The 20,414-nt window shown below is 30.9% G+C and carries 8 protein-coding genes and 1 pseudogene; all 9 read right to left on the reverse strand.

Annotated features, from left to right (window positions below; translation table 11 throughout):
- Positions 1–10 precede the first annotated feature (10 nt).
- Positions 11–6,652, reverse strand: a complete 6,642-nt coding sequence (locus LNQ49_RS02660; protein ID WP_229987233.1) for a non-ribosomal peptide synthetase — start codon at positions 6,650–6,652, stop codon at positions 11–13.
- A 17-nt stretch (positions 6,653–6,669) separates the two neighbouring features.
- Positions 6,670–15,078 carry a non-ribosomal peptide synthetase gene (locus tag LNQ49_RS02665; protein ID WP_229987234.1) on the reverse strand — a complete coding sequence of 2,803 codons (8,409 nt, stop codon included), beginning with the start codon at positions 15,076–15,078 and terminating at the stop codon, positions 6,670–6,672.
- Positions 15,079–15,621: 543 nt separating this feature from the next.
- Positions 15,622–15,884, reverse strand: a pseudogene (locus LNQ49_RS02670) (IS982 family transposase); the annotation flags it as partial.
- Positions 15,885–16,500: 616 nt separating this feature from the next.
- A complete protein-coding gene (locus tag LNQ49_RS02675) occupies positions 16,501–16,932 on the reverse strand; it encodes a hypothetical protein (RefSeq protein ID WP_229987235.1) in 432 nt (143 codons plus the stop codon).
- Between the two features lie 117 nt (positions 16,933–17,049).
- Positions 17,050–17,622: a hypothetical protein gene (locus LNQ49_RS02680; protein ID WP_229987236.1), complete on the reverse strand. Its 573-nt coding sequence runs from the start codon at positions 17,620–17,622 to the stop codon at positions 17,050–17,052.
- A gap of 37 nt (positions 17,623–17,659) precedes the next feature.
- Positions 17,660–18,118, reverse strand: coding sequence for an RNA methyltransferase (locus LNQ49_RS02685; protein ID WP_229987237.1), 459 nt, complete (start codon positions 18,116–18,118; stop codon positions 17,660–17,662).
- Between the two features lie 135 nt (positions 18,119–18,253).
- Entirely contained in the window at positions 18,254–18,778 is a 525-nt protein-coding gene (locus LNQ49_RS02690; RefSeq protein WP_229987238.1) for a hypothetical protein, read from the reverse strand.
- A gap of 192 nt (positions 18,779–18,970) precedes the next feature.
- On the reverse strand, positions 18,971–19,567 hold the full coding sequence (locus tag LNQ49_RS02695) for a hypothetical protein (protein WP_229987239.1): 597 nt from the start codon (positions 19,565–19,567) through the stop codon (positions 18,971–18,973).
- Between the two features lie 24 nt (positions 19,568–19,591).
- Complete coding sequence (locus LNQ49_RS02700; protein WP_229987240.1) at positions 19,592–20,203, reverse strand: hypothetical protein; 612 nt, start codon at positions 20,201–20,203, stop codon at positions 19,592–19,594.
- Between the last annotated feature and the right edge of the window lie 211 nt (positions 20,204–20,414).

The following is a 20,414-nucleotide window of genomic DNA, read 5'->3' on the forward strand; positions in this document are numbered from 1 at the left end:
CTTAATTTTGTTACAATGAAATTTCCCAATCTTCTCCTTCAATACTTTCAAAAGAAAAACTATTCACTGAAATATCTTTTAAATTATTAATTGTTTTATATTTAAATACATCAGCCACTTTTACATCTTTCCCCAATATTTTACTCGTACGATGTGAAACTTGTATTGCCAGAATAGAATTACCTCCTATCTTGAAAAAGTCATCAGTAATACCTACTCGCTCTAAGCCAAGTAAATCACTCCAAATTTTACACATCTCTTTTTCCTCGTGCGTTGTAGGTTCAACATAATCTGAGTCTGAAGAATTAAAATCTGGATCAGCAAATACACTCTTGTTTAACTTTCCATTTGCAGTTAATGGGAAAGAATCCATCTCGACAAAGGCGCTTGGTATCATATAATCTGGCAATACTAGAGTTAGTTTTTCTAAAATTACCGTTTGATTAATTATCTCTTCACCACTTTCTACAACATAGTATGCAGCTAAATATTCTGAACCGTCAATTTCTAATTTTCTCTTTTTAGCAAAAACACAAACTTGTTTAATCCCTTCGATTTGAGACATGGCATACTCAATTTCACCTAACTCAATACGATACCCTCGTATCTTGACTTGATCATCATTTCTACCAATGTATTCAATAGTACCGTCTGGTAACCAGCGAACCAAATCACCTGTTTTATACAATCGAGTATAGCCATTCTCTTTATCTGATTCTGTTGCAAAAGGATTAGTAACAAAACGTTCCGCAGTCAATTCAGGACGATTTAAATAACCTCTTGATACTCCTGCTCCTCCAATATAAAGCTCTCCAACAATCCCAATAGGAGCTGGCATATTGTTGGAACTTAAAACGTATAATTTTTTATCTGATAACTGTTTACCTATTGGTACTATTTTTTCGGTATTACAGTCATTTAATTCACAATAAGTAGCATAAACTATATTCTCGGTTGGCCCATATACGTGTATTAAAGAAGACGTTTTATACTGGCTCTTAAATTTGTTTACTATCTCTAAATTACAACGTTCTCCACCAAATAATACTTGTTGCAAACTTTCAAAACATTTAGACTTATTCTGCACTAAAGAATTAAACAATGCAGTTGTAATAAAGACTGTATCAATTTTAAATTTGATAAAGTGATCGTCTAATTTAGATAAATCCAATAGGGTGTCCTTATCAATAATGACCAGTTTTTTTCCATTTAGCAATGAGAAAAATAAATCAAAGACACTACCATCAAAGGAATAATTTGAGACTCCAGCAATAACAGTTGCTTTTTCATAATTTATAAAATTATTATCAAGCGCAAATGATACTATTTGACGATGCTCAACCATTACTCCTTTAGGCTGACCTGTCGTACCTGAAGTATAAATTATATAAGCTAAATCATTTGGATTAACATTTTTCTTAATTGACTGCATTGAAACAGCAATAGCATCTAATTGTACATCTATTGCAAATAGATTTCCTGAATAAAAATCAAGGTCAAAAATATAATCTGTTTGTGTAATTAATATGTTAAGTGAAGTATCTTGTATGATATATTCTTTCCTTGCTATCGGGTATTCTGAATCTATACATACGTATGCAGCTCCAGCTTTCATTATACCTAAAATAGCTATAATCATCTTTTCTGATCTATCAAGCATGATGCCTATAAAATCATTTTCCTGTACATTATAGTTTTCAATTAGATAGCCTGCCAATTTACTAGACTCCTCATCGAGTTGCTTATAGGTTAGTTCTTTGTCTCCAAAAACGATTGCAATATTATTTGGAGTATTAACAACCTGTTCTTCAAATATATCTATGACAGATTTATTCTTAGAATACACCTTGCTCGTAGCATTCCAATCATAAACAACTTGATTGTATTCATCAGAACTAAGTAAACTAATTTCACTGTAAGGTTTATTTGGTGCTTGGGTTAACTCATCAAGAAGATGTAAATAGTGTTTTGAGAATCTTATTATTGTTTCTTTGTTAAACAAACTTGTAACATAACTAAGCTCTCCTAAAATCTCTTCCTGACTGTCATCTATAAAAATAGATAAATCATATTTAGCTACTTCATAAACATCTTCAAAGTCATACGTTTTAAATGGTGTAGTATCATTGTACTCAAACCCCTCTTTACTAGAACTGAAACTCTGCATTCCAAACATTACCTGAAAAACAGGATGTCTTGAAGCATCACGCTCAACTCCTAATTCATCTATTAACTTTTCAAAAGGTAAATCTTGATGCATTTGAGCATTAATCTGATCGTTATGAATTTCTTGGATTAAATCTTCAAAACTTTGCGAACTTTTTAAAATAGTTCTATTAGCCTGCATATTGACAAAAAAGCCTATCAGACTCTCTGTTTGTCTGTGATGACGATTGGCTATTGCGGTACCAATCACAATATCATCCTGTCCAGTATACTTACCTAACATGATATTCACAGCACTTAATAACAAAGTATTTAATGTAACTCCTTCACGATGTGCTAAATCACGTAATTTTTTACTACGTTCTTTATTCAATGAAAACTCTTCGCTTGCGCCTCTGTAATCGACAACAGAAGGTCTAGCATAATCAGTTGGAAATTCAAGAGTCTGATAACCTGTTAACTTTTCTTTCCAATATCCTAATTGTTTTTCTAAAATGTCTCCCGTTAAATAATCGCGTTGCCACAATGCATAATCCTTATATTGAATCTCAAGTTCAGGTAATTTAAATGCTTTATTATTTACTAAATATGCATCATAGTATGCTAATACTTCCTTTTCAAATATCTCTTTTGACCATCCATCTGTAGCGATATGATGCAGGTTAATTAACAATATCGTCTTATTTAAAGAGGCATCCGTCTCAGATTTAATAGTATAGAAATTAACTCGAATTGGATATTCATTACTTAAATTGAATGGATGGTTGATGGCTTCTGTAATAGATAATTCATAATCATCTGTTTCACTCAATGTAATTTCTAGGATAGAAAGAGGCTCTTCATTTACTTTCTGAATAGCAAATTTGTCATCTTCTCCTTGCTCAATAGTACTTCTCAATACCTCATGTCTAGTGACAATTTGTTGTAAAGCATGTTTTAAGCCTTCTTTATTTGCTGTAGCATCAAGTTCATATAAAACTGGAATGTGATAAGCATTTGTTCCTTCTTCAAACTGCTCGATGAACCACAAACGTTCCTGAGCAAAAGAAAGACCGATTTGATCTCCATCAATCTTTGGTATTATGATTTGGGACTGATCAACAGCATGGGCTAATAATTGTGTTATTGTTTTATATTTAAAAACATCAGCCACTTTTATATCTTTCCCTAATATTTTACTTGTACGATGTGAAACTTGTATTGCCAGAATAGAATTACCTCCTATCTTAAAAAAGTCATCAGTAATACCTACTCGGTCTAAACCAAGTAAATCACTCCAAATTTTACACATCTCTTTTTCTTCGTGTGTTGTAGGTTCTACATAATCTGAGTCTGAAGAATTAAAATCTGGATCAGCAAATAAGCTCTTGTTTAACTTTCCATTTGCAGTTAATGGGAAAGAATCCATCTCCACAAAGGCGCTTGGTATCATATAATCTGGCAAAATACCAGATAAAGATCTCTCAATAGCATCCACAGTTAAGCCAAATCCATCTTCGTTCAAAATATAATATCCTACAAGATATTTAGAACTACCACTTTCGATAACTCTATCTCTAGCATGAACGCTTACTTGCGCGATACCTTCAACCTGTGACATTGCATGTTCGATCTCACCCAATTCGATACGATAACCTCGTATTTTAACCTGATTATCACCTCTACCAATATATTCTAGGGTCTCATTGGCTAACCAACGAACCAAATCACCTGTCTTATATAATCGAGTATAGCCTTTTTCTCTATCAGTATCGGTAGCAAAAGGATTGTCGATAAAACGTTCGGCAGTTAATTCTGGACGGTTTAAATAACCTCTGGATAAACCAGCTCCACCTATATATAACTCCCCGATAACGCCTACAGGAACAGGACACATATTTAAATCAAGGACGTAGACATTTCTGTTATTAATTGGTTTTCCAATAGGTACAGTTTGACCTTCTATTTCATTCGCCATATCATAAGTACAGGCAAACGTTGTACTTTCAGTTGGACCATATCCATTTAAAAAGTGCTTCGGTTTTGAAGAACTACTAATTAACTTATTGACTGCATTCTTATCTAATGCTTCTCCACCAATAATCAAATATTCTAAGTCTGAGAAAAGCGTATTATCTAAATAATATAAATTATCAAATAAAGTTTTTGTAAGCCATAGAATTGCTATTTTGTTTAATTCTAAAAACGTTTTAAATTTTGTTGCACTCGAAACAATAGCATTAAAATCTGTTGGTACAATTAACTTATGGCCATTTAATAAAGGGGTAAATATTTCAAAAATACTAGCATCAAATGCAGGAGAAGATAAAAAGGCAAACACCTCGTTATCAGATAAATTAATATAATTATTAAATACTAAACTCAAGACCGCACCGTGCTCTACCATTACACCTTTAGGCTTACCTGTTGTTCCTGATGTATATATTACATAGGCCAAATTGTCTTGCTTAATGTCTTTTTTAGTAAATTCTATTGAAGTATCAATATCATCTAATTGAACATCTATTGCTATTATACTTCCTGTATAATAATCTAAATCAAAGAGATAATCCGTTTGAGTTATAAGCACATTAAGAGATGCGTCTTCAACTATAAATTCCTTTCGTGCTGTTGGATATTCAGAATCAATGCACACATAGGCTGCCCCAGCTTTTAATACTCCAAAAATACTAATCAGCATTTTTTCTGACTTATCAAGCATAATACCTATTAAGTCATTTTCCTGTATATTGTGATTTTCAATTAAGTAATGAGCTAGTTTATTTGACTGATCGTCTAATTCTTTAAACGTGAACTCTTTGTCTCCAAATACAATAGCAATATTGTTTGGTGTTTTTTTGACTTGCTCTTCGAATATATCTATAATAGATTTATTCTTTGGATATGTCTCATCGGTTGCATTGTAATCGTAAACAATTTTTTTATAATCTTCTGAGTTAAGTAAACTTATTTGGCTGTATGCTTTATTTGGTGCTTGTGTTAACTCATCAAGAAGATGCAAATAGTGTTTTGAAAATCTTGTTATAGTCTCTTTGTTAAACAAACTATTTGCAAAATTAATTCCTCCTAACATTTCATCTCCATGATCACTTATGGAGATAACAATATCAAATCTTGCGTTTAGATAAGCCTCATCTGTATTATACGATTTCAGGTATTTTTTTTGTTGTTCCGATTTTTTCTCTTCTTTACCAAAACTATCCATTTCAAACAATATTTGAAAAATTGGATGTCTTGAAGCATCACGATCAATTCCTAGATCGTTTACTATCTTTTCGAAAGGCAAATCTTGATGTAATTGGGCTTCAATTTGATCACGTTGAACTTCTTGAATTAGTTCAACAAAATTTTGAGAATTATTAAGTATCGTCCTGTTAGCTTGAGTATTAACAAAAAACCCTATAAGCTTTTCTGTTTGTATTTGCTGTCTGTTAGCATTAAGAGTACCTATAACAATATCATCCTGTCCAGTATACTTACCTAACATGATATTGATACTGCTTAACATTACATTGTTTAAAGTTAAACCTTCCTGTTGTGCTAAAGCGCGTAATCTTTCAGTAATCTTACTATTAATTTTAAAATCGTAATCTTCACCTTTATAGTCTATTGTAGCAGGTCTTGCATAATCAGTTGGAAACTCTAAAAGCTCATAACCTGATAATTTCTCTTTCCAATAACTTAATTGGTCTTCCAAAACTGAACCAGTCAAATAAGATCTTTGCCATTGAGCATAATCCTTGTATTGAATGTCTAATACTGGCAAGCTAAAATCAATATCTTTTTTAACGTAAGCTTCATAGTAATCAAACAATTCACTTTCAAATACTTCCAACGACCAACCATCACTAGCAATATGGTGTATTGTAATTAATAATAGAGTTTTAGGTTGCAAAACTTCAGAACTAGACTTGATTGTATAAAATACAACACGAATAGGATATTCGGTATTTAGATTAAAAGGACGATTAATCGTTTCATTAAGTAGTGAATTATAATCATCAGTCTCCTCTACTATAATTTCCTCAATAAATAGAGGTGAATTATGTACTATCTGTATACCATGCCCCTCGTCTTTTCTTGGCTCAATAGTACTTCTCAATACCTCATGTCTAGAAACGATTTGCTGTAAAGCATATTTTAAACCCTCTTTGTCGGTTTCCTTATCAAGCTCATATAAAAAAGGCATATGATAAGCATTTGTGCCTTCTTCATACTGTTCGATAAACCACAAGCGTTCTTGAGCAAATGAAAGAATAGATTCTTGCGTATCAGTTTTAAATATTAATTTATTTAGAAAATCATTCTCCGAATATATACCATTGAAAACAAGAATATTGAATATTTCAGTTTTAAACTCAGTAATTGTTTTTTTTAATTCTTCACTTTTAAAATCTTCAGAAACAAATAACTTAATCCCATTATCTTCAACCCATAACATTGAGTTATTTTTCTTGAAATCATCAATAATGCTAATTATATTCATTTTAATTTTTTTATCCTTTAAACAAATATTTCCCAACTTTCCCCTTCGATATTTTTACTTTTTTCGTGTAAATTTTGCAACAAAACATCTTTAAGATTATTAATTGTTCTATTCTTAAACATATCCGTCACATTTACATTACATCCTAATAACTTGCTCATACGATGCGAAGCCTGTATCGCCAAAATAGAATTCCCTCCTATTTTGAAAAAATCATCGGTGATTCCTACTCGATCTAATCCCAGTAGTCCCATCCAAATCTCACAAACTACTGTTTCTATTTCGGTAGTTGGAGCAACGTAATCTGCTTTAGAAGAAATAAATTCAGGATCAGGTAAGGCGCGTTTGTCTAATTTACCATTGATGGTTAAAGGAAAAGATTCCATTGCCACCAAGGCAGAAGGAACCATATAATCTGGCAAGACTTGGGACAACTTCTCCATAATTGATACCTGGTCAATTGTAAGCTCACCAGCATCTAACACATAATAACCGACCAAGTACTTAGTGGTCGCTGTTTCAGTCTTTCTTTCTTTAGCCAATACACATACCTGATTGATTCCATCAATTTGAGACATCGCATGTTCGATTTCGCCCAACTCAATACGATACCCGCGAATCTTGACTTGGTCGTCGTTTCTACCAAGATATTCTATATTACCATCTGGTAACCAACGTACCAAATCGCCTGTTTTATACAATTTTGTGTACCCTTTGGCTTTATCAGCCTCAGTAGCAAATGGATTGTTTACAAAGCGTTCCGCTGTTAAATCAGGACGGTTTAGATATCCTCTGGATAAACCCGCTCCTCCTAGATACAATTCGCCTGTAACTCCTATAGGAACAGGCCTTTGATTGGAAGACAAAACATACACTTGGGTATTTTGAATAGGCTGACCGATTTGTTCTACCTCATCTGTTAGTATTTGTTTTCCTAGTGCATAAATACTAGCTTCAGTTGGACCATAATAATTAAACAGTTTTACTTTATCTGACCATAATTTTGCTGTTTGTTTATCACAAGGTTCTCCAGCGTATATCAAGCTAATTAAATCTGAGGTTATGTTTTGATCTAATTGACTTAATAAAACGGGTGGTAAATAAGCTAAATTAATTTTGTGAGTCGAAAAATAATTGGATAAACCAATACTATCAATCCTGATTGAATTGGAAAGGATATGCACCTCTAATCCTTGCAAAAGACTGCTGAATAGTTCGGATATAGAAACATCAAAAACATAAGAAGTATAGGCTGTTACCTTTTTAATTTTCTGGTGGTCATAAACACTAAATAAATCATTAATAGTATTGGAAGCTGCCTTATGTTCAATCATCACCCCTTTAGGTTTTCCTGTAGTTCCTGAGGTATAAATCACATAAGCCAGATCAGTAGATTGACTCTGTTGACCAAGATTTGTATTGTCTTCTCTCAGGTAGAGTTCTTCTGATAAATCGATGTGAATAACCTTATCCTGTGGAAGTGTCTTTTCATCTAAGTGTCTTTGACTTAAAACAACCGCTGCTTGGGTATCTTCCAAGATATAATCAATTCTTTCCTGAGGATAACTTGGGTCGATAGGCACATAAGCACCACCAGCTTTTAAAACTGCCAATATTCCAATAACCATTTCCAAACTTCTGTCTAGAAATAAGGCAATAAATGTGTCTGGAGTAAGTAATTGTTTCGTTTTTTCTTGATACTGCTCTCTAATATAACGCGCTAACTGATTGCTCTTTTCATTAAGTTCATTATAAGTTAATTCAGCTCCATCATAAACTAAAGCAATATTATTTGGAGTCTTAGCGACTTGTTCTTCAAACAACTCTTGAATCGTTTTGTCTTTCGGATACTCCTTATCCGTTGTATTCCAATCATAAACAATTCGTTTATAGTCTGTATCTATTAATAATTGAAAATCAATAATTAACTTGTTGGGATTACTAATAATCTGCTCTAAATACAAAATCATGGAACTTAGTATCTTTTGACTGGTATCGATATCAATAAAGTCGGTGTTCCCTACAAGACTTAAGCCGAATGTCTCTTGAGATCTTGTTACATCCAATAATAAAGGCACACTTGATCTTGTTGCAGAATATTCTTCAATTAAAGACTTATTAGAGATATTCCCTTCAGCAATATGAAAATGAACATAATTATAGGCGCACTGATAGATATGTCCTTGAACGCCTTGATCAGCTTTTATTTTTCCAAAAGGATATAACTTATGTTCATTTACCTCCAATTTCATATTTAATAAATCCAAAAAATAACCCTTTGCACTTTTATGCTGACTAGTTTCTGTTTTAAATCGCATTGGAATAGTATTCAAGTGCAACCCAAATACTCTATCTCCTCCTTCTTCTTCTAAACGATTATTAGTTACTACACCAACAACTAAGTCGTTTGTATTATATAATATTGAAAGAATTATATTGTACAAGCCTAAGAAAATAATATCAGGTGAGATTTTCAGTTCTCTCGCAAAATCAACTACTTTTTTACTAAGCGCCAATCCCAATTCCTGGTCAATTATAATCTGGTCATTGCCTGCTTTAGATTGATGATTAATAAGTAGATTTTTAGATTTTAATTCATATCCAGATAAATAATCAAGCCAAAACTCTTTATTAGTATTATTTTCAACTGCAGTGAATTCATTACTTATATACTTACCATAATCTGGTAGAGCACTCATATTAACAGAGTTACCATATACATAAGCATCTACAAACTCTGATATTATTGAAGCAACACTCCAACCATCTGTTATTGCATGATGTAATGAGAAAATGAGGATAAAGTTTTTATCATCTTCACTTGGTAATATCAATAGTCTAAATATCCCTGCACATGTAAATTTAAAATCAATATGCTTCTCAGTGTTCACAACCTGTTCTAAATTATCCTGCTTCGATACTAGTTTTATTTTAGAATTAATATCAACCGATGTATGTATTACATTAAAATATCCTTCTTCATTTGAGACAAATTCCGATCTTAGATTTTCATGTTTAGTAATAAGATCAGACCAAATTTCCTGAAAATGATTGTTATCAAATTTTTTATTAATAACATATGAAATAACATCATGGTAGGTGTCATTCCTGTCCTCTACCAAAGATTCAATCAACATACCTGATTGTAAGTAGCTCGCAGGATAAATATCCTGTAATTGATCCAACTGTAAATTATTTTCTTTTAAAATGCTACTTTTTAGCTCACTGCTAATAAGTGAAAAAGGTTTATAATCTATTTCATTTAAAAAATCAACCTTACTAATTTTCGGTAAAATGTCTTGAATGATTTTATATTTAAAAATTTCTTGTACGGAAATATTAAAACCTAATTGTCTAATTTTTGAAACCAAACGGATACTTAAAATGGAATCGCCCCCTATCCTGAAAAAATCATCAGTAACCCCTACCCGCTCTAATCCTAATACATCTTGCCAGATATTGCATATTGCTTTTTCTGTTTCTGTTACTGGAGCAACAAACTCTTCTGATAATGCGCTAAAGCTTGGATCAGGCAAAGCATTATTATCTAATTTGCCATTAATCGTATATGGAAAGAATTCCATGGCTACGAATGATGCTGGAACCATATAATGAGGTAAAACTTGGGATAAATTTTCTAAGATTATAGCTTGATCAACTATTTTATCACTATCATCCAATACATAATAAGCAACTAGATATTTTGTATTTCCAGTTTCAGTTTGTCTTTCTTTAGCTAATACATGCGCTTGCTTAATCCCTTTAATCTGAGATATTGCATGCTCTATTTCTCCTAGTTCTATTCGATAGCCGCGTATCTTTACCTGATTATCGATACGACTAATATATTCTATATTACCATCTGCTAAACGACGTACTAAATCACCAGTCTTATACAATCTTGTATGTCCTTTATCTTGATCTAATTCTGTAGCAAAAGGATTTGTAATAAAACGCTCAGCTGTTAATTCAGGACGCTTCAAATAGCCTCTTGCTAAACCAGCTCCACCAATGTAAAGCTCTCCTATAACTCCAATAGGAACGGGACTATAATTTGAATCAAGAATATAAATACTTCTGTTATTAATTGGCTTACCAATAGGCACTATAAGTCCCTCTATTTGATTAACCATATTATAAGTACAAGCAAATGTGGTGCTTTCTGTTGGGCCATAACCATTTATAAAATGCTTAGGTTTTAAAGAACTGCCGATCAGTTTATTTACGATATTCTTATCCAATGCTTCTCCCCCAATTATTAAATAATTAAGATTTCCGAAAAGACTGTTATCTAAATAGTATAAATTTTCAAATAAAGTTTTTGTCAGCCATAAAACTGAAATTTTATTTAATGCTAAAAAGGCTTTAAATTCTTTTGTATTCGAAATAATAGTATTGAGTTCCTTTGGTATGATCAACTTATTTCCATTCAGTAATGGAGTATAAATTTCAAAAGTACTGGCATCAAATGCAGGAGAGGATAAAAAGGCAAAAACTTCATTCGTAGATAAAGAAATATAATCATTGCATATTAAACTCAAAATAGCTTTATGCTCTATCATTACACCTTTGGGTGTGCCTGTAGTACCAGAAGTATATATAACATAAGCAAGATCATCTGATTTAATGACCCTTTTTTTGGATTGCGTTTGAGTATCAATAGAATCCAATTGCACGTCTATTGCAAAAACATTTCCATTATAAAATTCAAGATCAAAGATATAATCTGTTTGGGTGATTAATATCTTAAGCGATGCATCCTCTATGATAAATTCCTTTCGTGATTCAGGATATTCAGGATCTATACATACGTATGCTGCTCCCGCTTTCAATATCCCGAAAATAGCTATCAACATTTTTTCTGATCTATCAAGCATGATACCTATTAGATCATTTGCTTGTGTATCATAATTAGCGATTAAATAATTCGCTAATTTATTAGATTCCTCATCGAGTTGTTGATAGGTGAGTTCTATCTCTTCGAATACAATAGCAATATTATTCGGTGTTTTTCTTACCTGTTCTTCGAATATATCTATAATTGACTTATCTCTCGCGTATTCTTTATCCGTTGCATTCCAATGATGAACAACCTGATTGTATTCATCAGAACTTAGTAAACTAATTTGGCTATAAGGCTTATCTGGAGACTCACTTAGTTGCTCAAGAAGGTATAAATAGTGCTGAGTGAACCTTGCTATTGTATCTTTATGGAATAAACTGGTAGCAAAATTAACTTTCCCTAAAAGTTCTTTACCACGGTCGTCGATGGTGATAATTAAATCAAATCTTGCATTAAGATAAACATCTTCGGTTTTATAAGGTTTAAGATATTTTTTTTGCTGCTCTGAATTTTTATTCTCTTGGCCAAACCCCTGAACTCCAAACAACACTTGAAAGATAGGATGTCTTGATACATCGCGATCAATTCCTAAGTCATTAACCAACTTTTCAAAGGGTAAATCCTGATGAAGGTGAGCCTCTACCTGGTCCCGCTGAACTTCTTGCACTAACTCCTTAAAGCTTTGAGTTTTATTAAGTAGTGTTCTGTTTACCTGTGTGTTGACGAAAAACCCGATAAGCCCTTCCGTTTGTCTTTGCTGTCTGTTAGCATTAAGACTGCCAATTACAATATCGTAATTCTCGGTATATTTACTGAATAAAATATTAACACTACTTAATAACAAACTATGTAGTGTTACTTCGTAATATTTACATAGTTTTCTTAAGTTTTCGCTGATTTTTCTACTGATTACAAAGTCATGATCTGCCCCTTTATAGTCTATCTTTGCTGGTCTTGTATAATCGGTTGGGAATTCTAAAGTTTGATATCCAGTCAATTTTTCTCTCCAATAGCACAATTGCTTCTCTATGATTTCTTCAGTTAGATAAGACCTTTGCCAAAGTGCATAATCCTTGTACTGTATATCTAAAGCGGGTAAATTAAATGCTGCCTCTTTGTTAGTATATGCTTCGTAAAAAGTAAATAATTCCTCTTCAAGAATATTAGTTGACCAACCATCACTTGCTATATGGTGAATATTGAGTAATAAAAAAGTTTTACCTACTTCTTCATTTGACTTAATAGTATAGAATTTAATTCTAATAGGATACTCTTTACTTAAATCAAAAGGACGGTTAATGTCTTCTTTAATTAATAATTCATAATTCTCTTTATTCATTAAAGTGATCTCATCAATAATTAATGGATCATCATGTACAACCTGTATGCCCTGACCTAAATCATCAACCTGAACAATTGTAGTCCTTAATATTTCATGTCTGGTTACTATTTGTTGAAACGCATATTTTATTCCTTCTTTATCTGTATCAACCCCAAGTTCATATATTTCAGGTAGATGATAAGCACTAGACCCTTCTTCGTACTGATCAAGAAACCATAAACGTTCTTGAGCGAAAGAAAGAGCAACTTGATTGGAGTTTATTTTAGGTATAATCAGTTGTGATTGACCTGTTGCATGAATTAGTAATTGAGTAATGCATTTATATTTAAAAATATCAGCCACTTTTACATTACATTCTAGCAACTCACTCATGCGATGTGATACTTGTATAGCCAAAATAGAGTCGCCACCTAATCTAAAAAAATCATCCGTGATTCCCACTTGATCTAATCCCATTAGTGCCATCCAGATCTCACAAACTGCTATTTCTGTTTCGGTGCTTGGAGCAACATAATCTACTAAAGAAGAAGTAAATTCCGGGTCAGGTAAGGCACGTTTATCTAATTTACCATTGATTGTTAATGGAAAGGATTCCATTGCCACAAAAGCTGTGGGAACCATATAATCTGGCAAGACTTCCAATAATCTATTTTGAATAGCAATCGAAGTCATATCGCAATCCGATACATAATAACCTACCAAATATTTAATACTGGATGTCTCTGTCTTTCTTTCTTTAGCTAGTACACACGCTTGCTTAATTCCATCCACCTGACACATCTCATACTCTATCTCCCCTATCTCTACACGATAGCCACGTATTTTTACCTGATCATCATTTCTACCAATGTATTCTATATTGCCATCTGCTTGCCATCTCACTAAATCACCTGTTTTGTACAAATGCGTATATCCTTTAGCTATATCTGCTTCGGTAGCAAAAGGATTTATAACGAAACGCTCAGCTGTTAGCTCTGGACGATTCAAATACCCTCTAGCCAAACCTGCACCGCCAATATGTAATTCGGCAATTACACCAATGGGAACAGGGTTTTTATCTAAATCAAGGACATAAATTCTAGTATTATCCAAAGGTTTCCCTATTGGTATATTTTTTTCTAATCCACTTAATTTACTGGTACCATTTATTTCAAAACACGTTGCATCAACAGTATATTCTGTAGGACCGTAGGTATTAATAATTGAAAGTTCGGATGGGAGATTTTTTCTTAAAAAATTGGAAACCACATCTGTTAAAAGATTCTCTCCTCCAATATTTATTAATTTTAAATTAAAATCTTGATAATTATCAAATGGTAATATCAAATACGAAAATAGTATTGGTGTTATTTCAAATACCTCAATTTTATTTACTTTCAAATAAGTATTAAATTCTATTGGACTTAATAATAAACTATTAGATATTATATGCAGTTTGTGTCCAAATAAAATAGTGCTGAAAATTTGTTGTACCGAAAAATCAAAAATATAATTTGATAGTAATGCTACCTGAAGATAGGTGGATAATTTTGAATATCTCTCATTATGAAAATTAATTAAATTAACAACTGATTGATTATTTATTAATACTCCTTTTGGTTTACCTGTTGTCCCTGAAGTATAAATCACATAAGCAAGATTGTTAACTGCACTATATTGGGGTAGATTTACTTTAGACTCTTCTTTATATAATTCTTCTGTTAAATCAATATGTATTACATCCAATTTAGGGAATTGATTACCAGTAGCCTCTATAAGATGTTTTTGAGTAAGTAAAATTTCTAACCTAGTATCTTCAAGTATATAATCTATCCTTTCCTTAGGATAACTTGAATCCATTGGTACATATGTAGCCCCTGCTTTTAGAACTGCTAGTATACCTACCACCATTTCTAAACTTCTATCGAGACATAAGCCAATAAGCGTATCAGGAGTAAGGGATTTTTGCGTTCTTTTTCTATATTGAGCTCTAATGTGTCTTGCTAACTGATTGCTCCTTTGATTAAGCTGATTATAAGTTAATTCCTTTCCTTCACATTCTAAAGCAATACTATTTGGTTTCTTTTCTACCTGTTCTTGAAATAGTTCTTGAAGGGTTTTATTTTTAGGATACTCTTTGTCAGTTGCATTCCATTCATAAATAATTTTATTGTATTCCTCTTGACTTAAAATAGAATGATTATTTTCTGGGAGATTGGTCGTCTTTTGTGAAATATTCGAATAATTTAAGTTTTTCTTCATATAAAAATGGTATGCAATAAGAGTTCTTTTTTTGGAATAATTTTTCAGTATCCGTTTGCTAATGTATGTATCGTTAAGGGTTCGGACAATACCCACTTTTAGTGATTTTATAACTAAAAGCATAAACATAACACATATATGTAACAAATTTGTTATTTAAATACTGATTTTGACTTTAATTTCCAAAAAAAACGAATTTACAAAATCACATTAAAAAGACTCATATCCCAATAATAGCAAGACTTAATCAAGAATTAAAACTACATTAATGTAGTTTTAATTCTACAACAAGCTCATCACTCTCTTTTGCAAAAAAATAACTTTGTAATAAACAATTGATAAAATAAAATAGCAATACACCAATTTTAATTTTTAAATTATTGTAAAAAGAGTAGCAATTTTTGGGGACAGTATGTCGGATTTTGGCATAAAAGAAACCACCATGACGGGTAGAATGGCAAGATTATTCGGCTTGATAAGTGTGAATAGTATTGGTAAATATAGTGATTCCAAAAATTGGGCAGATTTCTTCCAACTAAAAACTTGGTCGCATAATTGTGAGAACAAAATCTCTGTTCTTTTTTTTGATTTCTAAAAAAACAAAGTTGTGTCTTATCGTTTTTTTGATTCTTCTTTTTTAGAATTTCCAATTGAATATTTGCAGTTTGAAATAAATTCAATTGAATTGTCTCAGATAAATATTCTCTATCTCCAAGAACTAAAAAAAACGACATTTCTTGTTTTATGTTCTTCAAAAAATAAACACCGTGAACTTCTGCATTTGTAATATCTAAAGAATGAAAAATCCAAATGCTAAACATCATTTTCGTAAACGATCAAAAGGCGCTTTAGAAACTATTTTAATTGGATTGTGAAAGTGGAAAAGGTTTTATAAATACTAAAAATGAATAACTTGTATTTACAGAGAATCAGGCTTTACTATTCCAGTAAATAAATCTCATTTCTATAATTCTAATTCTTTTAAACCTTGGTGTGTCTATTGGATTGATTATAAGGGTACAGAAACTTTATTACGTTCATCTGAATCCCTTTTAATGGGGCTAAATTCTGCATTGTGGAGTAACAGAACAAGTATTACAAAAAAACGAGTTAAATATCTTAACTCGTTTTTTTTATTTTTTATTTTCTGCTTTTAATTTTTCAATGTAACTACTTGAATTTCCATTCCAATAACATTTTACACAACGATTATTTACGAATTTATGTTTGCAATTTTCATAACCATATAAAATGCTTGAACATTCAGAGCAAATATGTTTCATTGAAGATGAATCTTTGTAAAATTCACTTCCACATTCATCACAACTATTCATTTTAGATATTTCAGAATTCATTTATTTTTAGATAATTTTAGGTCTTATAATCTTCATTTTGAGTATATCTACTAACTTTTATTACGATTCATATTTTCAACCACCATTTCATTGTTTGTATTTTTTTTGTTTGTATATCATTCAATTTTTGAGCATCAAATTCAGTCAACGCATTTTTGAGTGATTCAAGCCCATAATTTTCCTTTAACCAAAAAGGAAATTCTTCAACGCTTTCGTTCCAATTTTCGATTGTGGATTTTAGAACAATGTTTAAATCAATTTCTGTTTTGAGTTTTAACTTATTCAATATTATTCCAGCATTTTTTTGGTCAATATATTGAGTATTTGGTCGGTTAACATTTTTGAATATTTTAATTATTCCGCTTACTATTATTTCGTCCATAACTTTATCTAATCTATAAATAAGTTGTCCGATTCTTAAATCTCCTATTTTATCCATTAGGTCAATAGATGAATAAAATTCATTTTGAAAATCATCTGCAGTTTTTGGAATATTCATCTTTTTTCAGCTTGTAGGTAACTAGTATATAGGCAAAACCAAGCCTTGGTATGTACATCAGTTTTGACTCATTTAAGCAAAAGTTTATTTCGCCTTATTCATATTTCAAATATAAAATTACTCATCAATATCTTCAAATTTCAGTTCGTTTTCAATTTTACTTATTGACACTCTCCTAAAAGTTGGTGCATACCCTTTTTGTCCGCTTGGCTTAAAATATTCTGTAACATATGAATTTTTAGTTTCATAGTTTTGAGTAATTTTTGATCCAAAATATCTATCTTGTTCTTGATAAAGTAAATTCTTAATTAAAGAATTTTCAGTTTTGAAATTGTTATCATTTTTTATTTTCAAGATTGCATTTTGTTTATCACGCTCTGATATTTTTAATGTAAAAGTGTGATAATAGTCGCCAATTGCTGACATAGATTTATTTTCTTTCAACTCAAATTTGTCTTTCAATAAAATTTGCTGTTCTTCTACAAGTTCTTTTGCGTTGCTTTTTGTAAAAAGGTCATCTTCAAAAACAGTCCATAAAACAATTGTCAATACAAATAGTCCAAAGATTATTGTCAAATACTTTCCTGTCTTTGGATATCCAAGCTTTTTTGGAACAAAATAGAATAAAAGCCCTAGTCCGATTGGAAGTCCAGCTAAAATTAAAAGTCCTATAAATAGTATTGAATCCAAATGTTAATATCAGTTTTGCTGTTATTTAAATTTCATTTTAAGAACGCGGTTTAGGCAAGTTTCTGTCGTACATAATAATAGTACCTGCCACGGCTACGTTTAAACTTTTTTCAGATTTAAATTTTACTAAATGATGGCATTTATCCATTGCTTTTTTAGATAAGCCATGATCTTCTGCTCCTAATAAATAGACACAACGTCTTGGATGCTCAAAGGTTTCTAAATCGGAAGCATTTTCATCTAATTCAACACCAACCAATCGTGCTCCTTTTGGCAAGTTTTCAAAAAAAGCTTCAAAATTTTCATAATGAAAATAAGGAATTGCTTTTACGGCATCATGAGTATCACAGGCTTGTTTGGCATATCGATTACCTATAGTAAATATAAAAGTAGCGCCTAGGTTTTGAGCCGATCGCCACAAAACACCCAAATTTTCAGGAGTTTTACCATTTTGTATTCCTATTCCGAAATATTCATTTATAAAGTTATCATTCATAACCGCAAAAATACAAACTGTAAGTACATAAATCAATTTTTTATTAAATTGAAACAAAGAAATGTCTTTGATAATATACTGGATAAGATAGATTGATTTGCCTTAATTTAGCTAGATGGGTGCTAGCTACGATTTTTAATTCTTTTCTATTTTTAGAACATAATTATAACCTAAAATTCCTTTTTTAACTGTCAACAATACAATTTGATTGTCGTTTATTGATTCGTAAAACTCTTTTTCAATTTCCAATCTTTCATTATTGTCGTACTCAGTTTTGATGAAAATTTCATAACTATCTTCACCTCTTGAGTGATGATTTATATTTTTATAGCTAATTTCTATTTTCTGTTTATTTTCAGTTTGATTACTTACGTTTTTATTAATGAATATTCCAATATTTGGTATTAAAAGAAAAAAACAAATACTGATACTTACTATATTATAAAATCTTTTTTCATTTCTAAAATCATAAAACTTGTTTAAAATAAAAACACATAATACACTAAAAATCAGACTAAAGAACGAGAGTTTCCAAAATAAAACATAACCGCCTATAGTTTGTTCAAAATCTCTCAACGTAAAAAAAATTGATACAATGCCAATCATACAAATAAGCTCAAAGTTCTTATCTCTTTTATTCTTATTTTCTGTTTTATCCACAAATTTCAAAAACAAATCAGATAGATTATAGGATAAGATTAAAAAAATTGGCATTGACAAAAACAGATACCCAAATTCTTCAATACTGAAATAAAGAATAAAGATTGAGATAAAGATTAAGATTATATTTTTATACATTTTTTATTAAGTATCGATTTTTCAAAAGCAGGAACTACTATCCGATTTGTATTTTTAGTTATTATGTTTTCCAATTACGGAAATCAATAACCCTAAAGTCAATATCACAATAAAAATTAACCACCCATATCCTTGTGTGCTTTTTGAGTTTTGATTTTCAATTCTCAATTTAAAATATGATCTAGTAATGTTTTTTAAATTGGATGCTAGTAAATTGTAATTAGTTACTTCAAAAGATGTAATGACTATTTTTTTAGATTCAAACAACTCAAGTGTAATTTTTCGACCGTTATAAATTTCAACTTTTCTAAAATCTTGTGAAGATTGTACATTATAATTTCCTTCTGTAACCTTACGAACATCATCAAAATCAATTATTTTTGTTTGAAAAATATATGGATAGGTGATTGATAAAGTCTCAGCTGTTAATTCTACTCTTTTGGAACTTAATAACATATAAAAAGAGGCTAATGCAAAAAAACAAAATAAAGAAATGAGTATCCATATTAGCGTATTATCAGATTCTTCATCGATTATCCATTCAGAATCATAAATAAAATAGGCTATTGTTGAAAAAAAAAACATTCCGAAAATACTAAAACCTATTTGAAGTGTGCTGGGATTTGCAATTATTCTGTTATTCTCGTCCATCTTTGGTAATAATTAGTTGCTATTTTATTTTTTTGAAATTGTATATCCATCAACAAGATAATGGTTCCAAATTCCTTTGTGAACTTTAATCTCAAGTTTATAATTGTTAGAGTTTTCGTCTTCGTATTGTTTTATTACAGAATATTCTACTTTAAAATTTTCAGGTCTATCATTCAGTTTGAAATCAATTTTTGAGTTTCTTTTTGACCAAAATCTTTCTACGTCGCAAACAATTATTTCTTGAGGATTTCGCTGTGCTTCGCGATAGTTTATAGCATCCCAACCAATCTGGGCCAATTGACCAAAACTTAAATACGAAAATATAATTCCTTGAAGCAAAAAGAAGAAAATCATAAATGTACGTTCCCCAAATCCTTTGTTGTTTAAAAAATTATCTATTAAAAATTGCCTACGATATATGCCAAGAATTATCATTCCAAAAATTGTAGGAATCAAAAATACAAATATTGTATTTCTTAAGTCATGACCGATTGTTTTAGGCTGAATAAGAAAATGATACCCAACAGCTATAATCGCCAATACAATTATTATCCTATAATGTATCTCTTCAAGTTTTTTCTCTTTATTAATGAAATCTCTATTTTCAGTAGCTTTTTGTATTCTTCTTTTTTTCACTCTTGGATTTATGCAGTTGTTGGTAATAGCTACTAGCTAGTTTATAAACAAAACAAACCTTCGCTTATACTCCTATTTTAGGATAGAATATCGAAAGTTTGTTTCGCTAAATATGGGTTCAAATATATTGCATTTTTCTCGCAAACATTTAAATATTTTTTTCAAAAAAAAACATATTTAAATCTTCAATTACCCATCATTAAATTATTGC

It is taken from the genome of Flavobacterium pisciphilum (assembly GCF_020905345.1).
Lineage (GTDB): Bacteria > Bacteroidota > Bacteroidia > Flavobacteriales > Flavobacteriaceae > Flavobacterium > Flavobacterium pisciphilum.

What these genes read in the sequence shown, in the direction of transcription:
- LNQ49_RS02695 (WP_229987239.1), bottom strand. Translation starts at nt 19,567, where the DNA reads ATGGACGAGAATAACAGAATAATTGCAAATCCCAGCACACTTCAAATA.
- LNQ49_RS02660 (WP_229987233.1), bottom strand. Translation starts at nt 6,652, where the DNA reads ATGAATATAATTAGCATTATTGATGATTTCAAGAAAAATAACTCAATG.
- LNQ49_RS02685 (WP_229987237.1), bottom strand. Translation starts at nt 18,118, where the DNA reads ATGAATGATAACTTTATAAATGAATATTTCGGAATAGGAATACAAAAT.
- LNQ49_RS02675 (WP_229987235.1), bottom strand. Translation starts at nt 16,932, where the DNA reads ATGAATATTCCAAAAACTGCAGATGATTTTCAAAATGAATTTTATTCA.
- LNQ49_RS02665 (WP_229987234.1), bottom strand. Translation starts at nt 15,078, where the DNA reads ATGAAGAAAAACTTAAATTATTCGAATATTTCACAAAAGACGACCAAT.